Source organism: Paraburkholderia solitsugae (assembly GCF_013177695.1).
In the GTDB taxonomy this organism is placed as follows: Bacteria; Pseudomonadota; Gammaproteobacteria; order Burkholderiales; family Burkholderiaceae; genus Paraburkholderia; species Paraburkholderia solitsugae.
On sequence record NZ_WOEY01000038.1, the window covers coordinates 16,505 to 27,663 of the forward strand.

Below are 11,159 nucleotides of genomic sequence, written 5' to 3' on the forward strand. Positions count from 1 at the left end.
GCGGGTTCTACCTCATATTTCGACGCGCGAGCCCAGTTCGATCACCCGGTTTGAGCTCAGCTTGAAAAAAGCCGCAGGGTTGCCGATGTTGTGCGCCATTACGCTGAACACTCGTTCGCGCCACACCGGCATGCCCTTGCCGCCAGTCGCCACCACGGTGGCATGACTGAGGAAAAAGGACACCTGCGCCGGATCGACCACCAGGCCCTTCGTCTCGCAGTCGCGCAGCGCTTGCGGCAGGCTGGCCTCGTCCTTGAAGCCGTAGGTCACGACGATGCTGTGGCAGTTGTGGCCCAGCGGCGTGATCGCCACGCGCTGCTCGCGCGGCACATAGGGCACATCCTGGTTGGTCACGTGCACGAACAGCACACGCTCGTGCAGAACGTGGTTGTGCGCCAGGTTGTTGATCAGCGCGTGCGGCACGGTGTTGGGGTTGATGGTCAGGAACGCGGCGGTGCCGGGCACGCGTATCGTTTCCTTCGCGAACAGGCTGTCCAGGTACCTGGCCAGCGGCAACGCGCCGGCATGGACGCTGGCCTCTTCGACCATCAACTCACGGCCGCGGTGCCAGGTGGACATGATGGTGAACATGATGGCGCCCAGCAGCAGCGGGAACCATCCGCCATCCACGAACTTGAGCAGGTTGGCCGAGAAGAACGTGAAGTCGATGACGAAGAAGAAGCTGGTGGCCAGCACGCTCAGCAGCCAGTTGTAGTGCCAGGCGTAGCGCACCACGTAGAACGTCAGGAACGTGGTGATCATCATGGTGCCCGTCACCGCGATGCCGTAGGCCGAACCCAGCGCCGTAGAGGAACCGAAGCCCAGCACCGCCCCCACCACCGCGATCAGCAGCAGCCAGTTGATGGCGGGCACGTAGATCTGGCCGACCTCGCGTTCGGAGGTGTAGACGATGCCCATGCGCGGCATGAAGCCCAGTTGCATGGCCTGCTTGGTCATGGAAAACGCGCCGCTAATTACCGCCTGCGATGCGATCACTGTCGCCACCGTCGCCAGCACCACCATCGGAAACAGCGCCGCCGACGGGAAGAGGTGGAAGAAGGGGTTGTCCACTGTCTTGGGGTCGGACAACAGCAGCGCGCCTTGGCCCAGGTAATTGAGCGCCAGCGCGGGTAGCACCAGGGCAAACCACGACAGGCGGATCGGCGGCGCGCCGAAGTGGCCCATGTCGGCATACAGCGCCTCGGCGCCGGTTAGCGCCAGCACCACCGCGCCGAGCGAGACAAAGGCCCGCCAGCCGTTACGAATCAGGAATTCGAGGCCCACGAACGGGTCGAACGCGGCCAGGATGGCCGGCGCGCGACCGATGCTGAGCAGTCCCATCACCGCAATCACGCCGAACCACAACACCATCACCGGCCCGAACACCGCGCCGATGCCCGCCGTGCCCCGCCGCTGCGCCAGGAACAAGCCGATCAGCACGACCAGCGCGATCGTCACCACGAAGGGCTTGAGCTTCGGCTCCGCCACTTGCAGCCCTTCCACCGCGCTGAGCACCGAGATAGCCGGCGTGATGACGCCGTCGCCGTAGAACAGCGCCGCGCCGAACACGCCGGCGAGCAGCAGCCCGTTGCGCAGGCGGGGCCGGTCCATCACCGAACTGGAGGCCAGCGCCAGCAGCGCCATGATGCCGCCCTCGCCGTGGTTGTGGGCACGCATGATCAGCGTCACGTACTTCAGCGTCACCACGATGATCAGCGACCAGATGATGAGCGACACCACGCCCAGCACGTTGAGGCGGTTGAGCACCAGCCCGTGGCCCGAGTCGAATACCGTGCTCATGGTGTAGAGCGGACTGGTGCCGATGTCGCCGAAGACGATGCCGATGGCGGCCAGCGCCAGCTTGGGCATCGACCCGTGGCCGGTTTCCGCGGCGTGGCCGGCAGGGGCGCCCGGTTGCGGGCCTGAAGACGATTCCATGACTGGCTCCTTCTCAGTGGGTGGTGCCCTGCCCCAGCGGACGGTGCGCCGGCCTGCAAACGCCGGGCGGCCCGTCTGATCACGCTGGTTCTCCTCCAACAGGCTGATCAGCGACCAGCCTGTTGGCGACAGCGTACAGAAAAAAGGGCGCGTCTCAAAGCCGGTTCAACCCACCCGCGAGCCGACGCGCCCCCCCGCCTTCAGCCCACGGCTACAGGAGCAAAAAGCTTGTCGTAAGCAGCGAGCAGGTTGCTGTGCATGGCACTGCCCTCAAAATCCGCGCCGAGCGTGACGAGGCCGAAGAAACGCTCCTTACGATCCGCCTCAGCCTGCTTCCGGTTCTTCGTCCATGATGAGCAGGAACAGCGTCGCCTGGGATGAGATATCCAGCTTCTTGTAAAGATTGCGCCGGTGAACCTTGGCAGTCGCAGGTGACACGCCGAGTAGCCTCGCCATATTTTTGGTCGAATGACCGGCAAGAATCATCAGCGCGACTTCAATTTCACGCTGGGTGAGCGACGCATTGGACCGCTTGCGCAACGCCTGTTCGAAGTGACGGCGCCGGTCGCTTCCCGCGGCAGAACTCACCGGCGGGGGCAGCACAGCGGTCTGTGCCGACAGGGCATGGCACATCAACGGAAGCAACCATGCGCCGTAAAGGCAGAGGGTCCCGATTTCAGTCGAACTAAAGCGCCGTTCACTGCCGATCGACACCGACAGCGTTCCGCCCGCGGGCAGTGGCGCCAACAACTGCACCTCATCTTCCAGCACGTTCACCGAAAAATAACGGCGAAAGTATTCGGTTTCGCGGAAGTGGTCGGGCGCCACTTCGTCGAGGCAATACACGCCCGGGCTGATCGCGCCCAGGCTGAATTGATAGAAAGGGTCCAACAAATAGACGCTGTTCAAATACCCTTTGAACAGTTCGTCGTGCGGCGTACGCGCCTGGATCTCCGCAATCAACTGGGGTTTCCCGTTAGGCCAGAAGATCACCACCACCCAGTTGTCAAAGTGGACCACTTTGCGCAACAGGTCGATCAGCGCGTGCCAGAACTGTTTGTCATCGAGTTTTTCGACCAGACGTCCAAGCCGCTGATGAAATGCAACGTCTGCGACTTCAAGCTGCATGCCAGTTTCCCCCACTACCCCTAAAAGGGTAGGTCGCCCCATCGTTCTAGCCCTTCGGCCTGATTTTCACCTATCGCCGCCCACCCTACCATCTCCATACCCCGACGCATGCGCGCCGACAAGCTTGCTCGCAGCAAGCAACACAGGAGAAAAGTATGGGTATCAGAGACATCGGTGTTCGAGTCGGCCACGGCACGCCCGGTCCATTCAACAGCATCACCGACGTGCAAGGCGTAAGAGTCGGCCATCGTACCCTGGTCGAAAATCGCGCAGAAGCTTCGATTCGAACCGGCGTGACGATCATCGAGCCACGCGCTGGCATCGCACGGTTCGACCCATGTTATGCCGGCTGTCATGTGCTCAACGGAAACGGCGATGCCACGGGTCTCGAATGGATACGCGAGTCGGGACTGCTGACCACGCCCATTGCCTACACCAACACGCACAGCGTCGGCGTGGTGCGCGATGCACTGGTCGCCGCCGAGCGCGCATGGGTCGGCGATAGCCAGTACTGGTGCATGCCGGTGGTGCTGGAAACCTTCGATGGCGTCTTGAACGATATCTGGGGACAACATGTCACCGCGACGCATGTCCACGAGGCGCAGTCCCAAGCCCGCAGTGGACCGGTGGCCGAGGGCTCGGTTGGCGGCGGCACCGGCATGATCTGTCATGAATTCAAAGGCGGCATCGGAACCGCCTCGCGCAAGCTCACCACGGAGGACGGTGGCTGGACCGTCGGCGCGCTGGTCCAGGCGAACTACGGCCGCCGCGACGCGCTGCGTGTGGCGGGCTATCCGGTTGGCGAAGTGCTGCGGAATCTGCCGTCGCCATTCGACCGGCGTCGGGCGGGCGTCCCTGGCATGGGGTCGATCGTGGTGACGCTTGCGACCGACGCGCCGCTTCTTCCGCATCAGTGCGAGCAAGTCGCACGACGCGCAAGCATCGGGTTAGCCCGAGTGGGAGGCGGCACCGAATATTCCAGTGGCGACATTTTCATCGCCTTCTCGGTCGGCAACCGCAGCATACCGCCGGCGGATTACGGCAAAGCGATCGAACCTGTCATCAGCGTGCGCAGTGTCAGCCACGATTTCATTTCTCCGCTATTCGTCGCGGCTGCGGAAGCGGTCGAAGAGGCGATTCTCAACGCCCTTGTCGCTGCTGAAGATGCGGATGGCCAAGGTGTTCATGTTCCCGCGCTCGGCGCAGCCCGGCTGCTGAAAGCCCTGGAACAAGTTGGCTGGCGCCGCGGAGCAGATCAGGCGGACCGCCCGTTCGCTGACTGACGCTTCTTCCCCTCGCATGAGTTCCTTCATTAAAACCGAAAGGTCACTATGACATCCCGCCATCTCATCACCGTCGTCACTGGGCTCCTCGCAGCAGCGGGCATCCTGGCTGTGACTGCAAACCATGCCAAAGCCGAAGAACTGAATGTCTATAACTGGTCGGACAATATCGCCGACGACACCGTGTCGGGGTTCGAAAAGGAAACCGGAATTCACACGCGATACGACGTCTATGACGGCGACGACACCTTGCAGGCCAAGTTGCTAAGCGGTTCATCGGGCTATGACATCGTGGTGCCATCGTCCAGCTATGCCGGCAAGCAGATTGAAGCGGGCGTTTATCGAAAACTCGACAAGAGCAAGATTCCAAACCTGGCGAATCTGGATCCCGTGCTCATGAAGATGCTGGCGTCAGCCGATCCGGGTAATCAATACACCGTGCCATGGTCGTGGGGAACGGATGGCATCGGTTACAACGTCACGAAGGTGACGCAAATTCTAGGCAAGGATGCACCCTACGATAGCTGGGATCTGCTGTTTGATCCGCAATACGTCTCCAAACTGAAAACCTGCGGCGTTTCCGTACTCGACTCCGCAGAGGACGCATTCTCGGTGGGGTTGATCTACTTGCATAAGGATTCCAATAGCACAAACCCCGCCGATTATCAGGCCGTGTACAAGCTGCTTAAAACGATTCGTCCGTACATCACCCAGTTCAATTCTTCCGGCTACATCAACGACCTGGCCAATAACGATGTCTGCATTGCGCTAGCGTGGTCGGGCGACGTCGGGATCGCAAAACGGCGCGCAGAAGAGGCCCATCGCGCCTATGAGATTCGTTACGTCATTCCTAAAGGCGATGGCGTGCTGTGGTTCGATCTGATGGGGGTTCCGAAAGATGCGCCTCACCCGGAAGCCGCGATGCAATGGATCAATTACATCCTTCAGCCCAAGGTTAGCGCGGCGATCACCAATCAGGTTTTCTATCCCAATGCTAACGCTGCCGCCCGGACTTTCGTGAAGCCGGCGATCCTCGATAACGAAGCGGTCTACCCTCGCGGTGACAAGATGAAATCGCTCACACTGTCGTTGCCTTTGCCGGCCGATATCCTGCGCCTTGAAAACCGGCTGTGGACACAACTCAAGTCTGGGCGATAACGTTGAAGCTGGTCGGGCCACGGCGCAAGTCACGCTGCTTATCGTCGGGCAGCGTGGCGAAGGCGTTCCGCACCGGGCCGAAGAAGGTCCGGTAAAACTCCACCGTGTCCGGCGCGGCGACCCACAAGCGACGTTATTGTTGAATCAGTGGATAGCCGATTCCAGTGCAGAATGAGACGACGCCGGGTTTGGCGCGTTGGCTGCAGCCCATCTCCTGACGCTACTTCCAGGCAGGCGTTTGCGCTCTCTTCCCATCCTGAAGCCAGGAGACAACCTTATGCCGAAGTCGCTGCTGCGGATCACGACCGGACCCACTTTCGCCGCACCGCGGAAATGTCGAAAGTCGACCCATTTCGCGGTGCTCGGGATCGCGCTGGCGCTCGCGGCATGCGTCTGCAGGGCTGACGAAGGCGCCAGGGTCACGCCCACCGAAGTGCGAGCGTCGCAGGCGTTGACGCAGGGGTGGAAATTTGTGCAGGACGATTCGCTCACCGATGCCGCAGCGTTGGCAGCAACAGGGCAGAACTGGCAAGACGTCAGCCTGCCGCATACCTGGAACGCTCAGGACGCCGCGAGCACTAACGCCACGGTGCCTTACAAGCGCGGGCTCGGCTGGTATCGCCTCGAGTTCGATACCCCGGAAGCAGGCGCGCGCAAGTGGCTCGAGTTCGGCGCCGCCAGTATCGTGGCCGACGTCTGGCTGAACGGACAGAAGCTGGGGCAGCACCAGGGCGCCTTCACGGCGTTCCGCTTTGACGTGACAGACAAGCTCGCCGCGAGCGGCAAAAACGTTCTACTCGTGAAGGTCGACAACCGGGAAGCGGTGACGGGCAAAGAGCTTACGGCTATCGCCCCGCTGGGCGGTGACTTCAACATGTCTGGTGGCCTGTATCGCGACGTCAAACTGGTGGAGACGGCCGCTCCGGTCCATTTCGACCTTGGCGATATGGGCGGACCGGGTGTGTACGCGAGGACCGGCGCTGTGACTGGCAGCCGCGCGACCGTCGACGTGCGCGCGAAGCTCAAGAGCGACTCCACTCAGGACGGCGACTACCTCATTCGTGTCTCCGTTCTGGATGCCAGCGGGCAGCTCGCCGGGAGCGTGCAGAAGACGGTAACGTTGAAGGCAGGCAGCAACGTCGAGGTTGCCCAGGAGGTCGCGGTCGACCACGCGCACTTGTGGCAAGGCGTGGATGATCCTTACCAGTATCGCCTGATCGCAGAGCTCGTGAAGTCGGACGGTACGACGATCGACAAGGTGATACAGAGCTTCGGCATCCGCCAGCTGCGCTTTGATCCCAACGCAGGGTTCTTCCTGAACGGCAAGCACATGCCGTTGCACGGGGTCGACCTGCATCAGGACGCCCTCGGCAAGGGCTGGGCCATTTCCACGCGCGACATCGACGAATCGCTGGGGCTAATAAAGGAAATGGGCGCGAATAGTGTGCGCCTCGCCCATTATCCGCACAGCCCGTACACGTTGGAGCGCGCGAGCCAACTGGGGCTCGTAGTCTGGGCGGAGCTGCCCCTGGTTAACCAGACATCCATTCCGGGGTGCGGCGGCCCGGTCACCGACGCCTTCAAGGCCAACGCGAAGCAGCAACTGCAGGAACTGATCCGCCAGCAGTACAACCGCGCCTCTGTGGCAATGTGGTCGGTCGGCAACGAAACCACCCTGGGTTGCAGGACCAGTACGACGGGCATCGACAACGTCACGCCGCTCCTGAAGGCGCTCCATGCGCTTGCCAAAGCCGAAGACAGTAGCCGCGTGACGACTTATGCGGACTTGGGGCAGGACGTACCTTACGGCCACCAATTCACTTCGACCGGCGGGATCACCGACATCTGGGCAATCAATCGCTACTACCTCTGGTACTACGGAAGCAGTGCTGCGGAGTTCGGCGCACACGTTGATGCCCTCCATGCCAAGTACCCTAACCAACCGATCGGCATCAGCGAATACGGCGCCGGGTCGGCCGTGACGCAACACTCGGACAACCCGCTCGGCGGCCTGACGGAGAGCAACAATACAGGCCAGCCGGTGGTCTATCAGCCAGAGGAATATGCCAGCTACGTTCACGAGCAGATTTACGGCGCCATCGCCAGCAGGAAGTACATTTGGGGCAGCTACGTCTGGAACATGTTCGACTTCGGCTCTGGCACCCGCAATGAGGGCGACGTGCAAGGGGTCAACACGAAGGGCCTGGTGACGTACGACCGCAAGACGAAGAAGGACGCCTTCTATTTCTACAAAGCGAACTTGAGCAGCGAGCCCGTGACCTACATCACCGGACGCCGCTATACGAATCGCGCGTATGCCACCGTCGACGTCAAGGTCTACAGCAATACAGATTCAGTGCAGCTTTCGCTCAACGGCACCACGATAGGGGCGCTGACACAGGACCAATGCACGATGAAGGTCTGCGTGTTCAGGAACGTCAAACTGAGCCCGGGTGCCAACAAGCTCACAGCGAGTGGAAACCACGGCGGGCGCACAGTGAACGATTGGGTGGAGTGGTCGCTGAACACCCAGGGCGTGAGAATCGCCGCCGGTCAGTACACGACGGGGTTCACCTCATCGACCGGCGCCCTCTTCGGATCGGACAACTTCTTCGTCGGAGGGACGGCCGAATGGCTGGTTCCGAAAAGCGGCGTCGCCTTGCGCAGCGGTGTGCCGATCGATCGCACCGCCGTCAGCGGGACTGTCGACCCCCAGCTGTTCGCCAATGTCCGCCGCGGCAGGTTCAGCTACGACATCCCGTTGGACAACGGCATGTACAGCGTCACGCTCGGTTTCCTCGAACCAGGCAAGGCGACAGCGGTCGGCGGTCGCGTCTTCAGCGTGGACGCCAATGGCGTGACTGTGCTTCCCGATCTGGACGTGCTGGCTGCGGCGGGCGCCTACCGCACGGTCATCACCCGTACTTTCCCCGTGACGGTTACCGGTGGGCGCCTCAAGCTCGACTTCAAGCCGAGCGTGGGTGAGGCCGTCGTGTCGAATATTTCGATCACAAAAAACTGACGGGCTACCTTCGCGTCCGAGGCAGGGCAATTCACTTCGCTCATTGACCGCTTGTGGGTTAGCGATAGTCGCTCGCCTCGGTAACGTTGCAGATCCTTCCAGACCTGCACACAAGGCGAGCGGCCAGGAACGCCAAAGCAAGCGGATCGATGGAGCAACCCCGAAGAGCGACCTCGTACTTGCCTTATCGATTCGCAACTGCATGCGCAGTCTGGCAGTCGGCGATGGACTTGCCGCGCATCTTTCCGCGCCCAGGTACAGACTCGGTCGAGGTCGAAGCGGCGATGCCCGCGTCGGTCTGTGCGGCGCTGGCGGATCGCGGCTTCAGGCTGTCTCCGGCGCCGTCCGCGATCGGCGGATCGCAGGCGATATGGATCGACTGGGACCAGGGCGTGCTGGTCGGCGCCTCGGATCACCGGAAGGACGGCTGCGCGCTAGGCTATTGATATTGCGCGGATCGCGACGACAGCCCGACTCGCCGCTCAATCGCGTGCGCCAGTCGGGCTGTCTTCACTGGCCGTAGACGTCGAAGTCGAAATACTTTTTCGCGATCCTGTCGTACTTGCCGTCCGCGCGCATGTCGGCGATCGCCTGGTCGATCTTCGCCTTCAGGTCGGTGTCTTCCTTGCGCAAACCAATCGCGGTACCGCTTCCCAACGTCTTCGCGTCGTAAAGCGCATTGCCGGCAAACGCGAAGTCCTTGCCACGCGGCGTCCGCAGGAATCCGACATCCGCCTGCACCGCGTTTTGCAGCGATGCGTCGATGCGGCCAGCGATCAGGTCCGAGTAAACGAGATCCTGATCCTGGTACGACGCGATCACCGCGCCGGCCGGCTCCCAGTACGTCTTCGCATACGTTTCCTGGATCGACCCCTGCTCGACGCCGATTCGCTTGCCCTTCAGCGCTTCCGACGTCGGCACGATCGTCGCGCCCTTCTTCGCGACGAGGCGTGTCGGGATCCTGAATACCTTCGACGAGAACGCGATCTGTGCCTGACGCGCCGGCGTCATCGACATTGTCGATAGCACGCCGTCGAACTTGCGCCCCTTCAGCGCGGGAATCATCCCGTCGAAGGCATTTTCGACCCACACGCATTGGGCGTTCAGGCGACGGCAGATCTCGTTGCCCAGGTCGATGTCGAAGCCGACGAGCTTGCCGTCGGCGGATTTCGATTCGAACGGCGGATAGCTCGCGTCGACACCGAACCGCACGGTCGACCAGTCCTTCGCGATTGCGCTGCCGGACGATACGGCGAGCAGCACAATCGTCAGGGTTGCAAGCATGGATTTCATATTTTTCCTTTTGTCGTTCTTCTTAAGAAATGCGCGGCGTAAATGAACAACCGCAAACGGGCGGTAAGCGCGCCGCCAAGCTGGGGCCCTTGCCGGAGCCACATCCGGCGCGCAGTGCCCGACATTCGAACTTAATCTGCTCGCTCTTACAAATTCATAAAACAAATCAGTCCATGCATACGGCGCATATCAACGCGCCGCCGGCGAAAATCTAAACGCGCGTTTCCAACACGCGCCTTATACATCGGACTCCATATTATGAAGACGCCGCCTTTTGTCTGAGCTATTTACACAGCACGACATGTAACGGCGAGGTTACGTTCGACGTGGCGGGAACACGTAACACGGGGGACGTAACACACACCACACGATGCCGTCATCGGTGTTCCGCACCCTGCCCGATCTGCCCCGTCCAGCAAGACGCTCTCTGTCGCACGCCCGTCAATTCCGGCACCGCCCATGCGCGGATCGTGCCGCGTTCCGTCACCGGCGCATTGGCTCGGAACTTGCAGCGACCAACTACCCGAGTACGCCACATCCGGGCATGGCGCAACCGCACCGTGCTCTAGAACTAAACGAAGGCGACGCGCACACACGCGGTGTCGGGCTCAAAGTAACCCTTTTCTGCAAGACCGATCAGCGGTTTTCCGGGGGCACTGATTACACCTTTGACCAATCAGGACGCGATTCCATCGCGAAAGGACTAATCATGGCTCCCTTCAAGCACACCCTTGTTGCATCGGCAAGCGCACTCCTATGGTGGTCGCTCGCCACTTCGTGTCAGGCTGGAGACGTCACGTCCACGCCGCCTAGCTCAATCACGCAAGGCGGCGGATGGACGGGCACCGGGCAACCGGGATCGGGATTCTCATGGACAGGAGGCAGCGGCACGCCCAGCGGGTGGACCGGCAGTGGTTCGGGTGTTAGTAGCGGCTCCGGTTTTGGCGGCAGCACGTCTTGGGGCGGCGTTACGGTTTCCGGCTCGGGGTACGGCGGCGGTTTTGCTGGCGGTGGCATTGGCGGTTATGGTGGCTCGGGCGGTTCGGGCGATGGGAACGGTGGCGGTTCTGGAGACGGGGGGCACGGTGGCTCCGGTGGTTCGGGCGGTTCGGGCGGTTCGGGCGGCTCCGGTGGGTCGGGCGGCTCAGGCGGCTCCGGCGGCTCGGGTGGTGGATACGGCGGCGGCTCTGGGAACGGTGGCTCCGGTGGCTCCGGTGGCTCCGGCGGCTCCGGCGGCTCGGGCGGCGGGTACGGCGGGGGGTCTGGGAAGGGGGGGGGGGGCGGGAAAGGGGGCGGGGCCGGGGACGGGGGGGCAAGCGGCGCCGGGGGGGCGCCCG

General features: G+C 62.1%; 8 protein-coding genes. 5 read left to right on the forward strand and 3 right to left on the reverse strand.

Features of this window, described 5'->3' with window-relative positions; translation table 11 throughout:
- Positions 1–12: 12 nt before the first annotated feature.
- Together GNZ12_RS10280 and GNZ12_RS10285 are read right to left on the reverse strand one after the other, a co-directional pair.
- Positions 13–1,938, reverse strand: a complete 1,926-nt coding sequence (locus GNZ12_RS10280; RefSeq protein ID WP_407947688.1) for a potassium transporter Kup — start codon at positions 1,936–1,938, stop codon at positions 13–15.
- A gap of 324 nt (positions 1,939–2,262) precedes the next feature.
- On the reverse strand, positions 2,263–3,066 hold the full coding sequence (locus GNZ12_RS10285; RefSeq protein WP_172310241.1) for a helix-turn-helix transcriptional regulator: 804 nt from the start codon (positions 3,064–3,066) through the stop codon (positions 2,263–2,265).
- A 155-nt stretch (positions 3,067–3,221) separates the two neighbouring features.
- Here GNZ12_RS10285 and GNZ12_RS10290 point away from each other — a divergent pair, with 155 nt between their 5' ends.
- The 4 genes from GNZ12_RS10290 to GNZ12_RS10305 all read left to right on the forward strand — a co-directional run bounded on the left by GNZ12_RS10290 (position 3,222) and on the right by GNZ12_RS10305 (position 8,975).
- The gene (locus GNZ12_RS10290; protein ID WP_172310242.1) at positions 3,222–4,349 is read left to right on the forward strand and encodes a DmpA family aminopeptidase; all 1,128 of its coding nucleotides are present in this window, start codon (positions 3,222–3,224) and stop codon (positions 4,347–4,349) included.
- Positions 4,350–4,397: 48 nt separating this feature from the next.
- Positions 4,398–5,507 carry a polyamine ABC transporter substrate-binding protein gene (locus tag GNZ12_RS10295; protein WP_172310243.1) on the forward strand — a complete coding sequence of 370 codons (1,110 nt, stop codon included), beginning with the start codon at positions 4,398–4,400 and terminating at the stop codon, positions 5,505–5,507.
- A gap of 277 nt (positions 5,508–5,784) precedes the next feature.
- Positions 5,785–8,529 (forward strand): glycoside hydrolase family 2 TIM barrel-domain containing protein, encoded by a 2,745-nt coding sequence (locus tag GNZ12_RS10300; RefSeq protein ID WP_172310244.1) that lies wholly within the window; start codon positions 5,785–5,787, stop codon positions 8,527–8,529.
- A 224-nt stretch (positions 8,530–8,753) separates the two neighbouring features.
- Positions 8,754–8,975, forward strand: coding sequence for a hypothetical protein (locus GNZ12_RS10305; protein WP_328805977.1), 222 nt, complete (start codon positions 8,754–8,756; stop codon positions 8,973–8,975).
- A 64-nt stretch (positions 8,976–9,039) separates the two neighbouring features.
- Here GNZ12_RS10305 and GNZ12_RS10310 read toward each other — a convergent pair whose 3' ends face one another.
- Complete coding sequence (locus GNZ12_RS10310; protein ID WP_172310246.1) at positions 9,040–9,822, reverse strand: ABC transporter substrate-binding protein; 783 nt, start codon at positions 9,820–9,822, stop codon at positions 9,040–9,042.
- A 709-nt stretch (positions 9,823–10,531) separates the two neighbouring features.
- Between GNZ12_RS10310 and GNZ12_RS43910 the strand changes: the two genes are divergently transcribed.
- Positions 10,532–11,159: hypothetical protein (locus tag GNZ12_RS43910; RefSeq protein WP_216673163.1), on the forward strand; the 628-nt coding region annotated here is incomplete at its 3' end.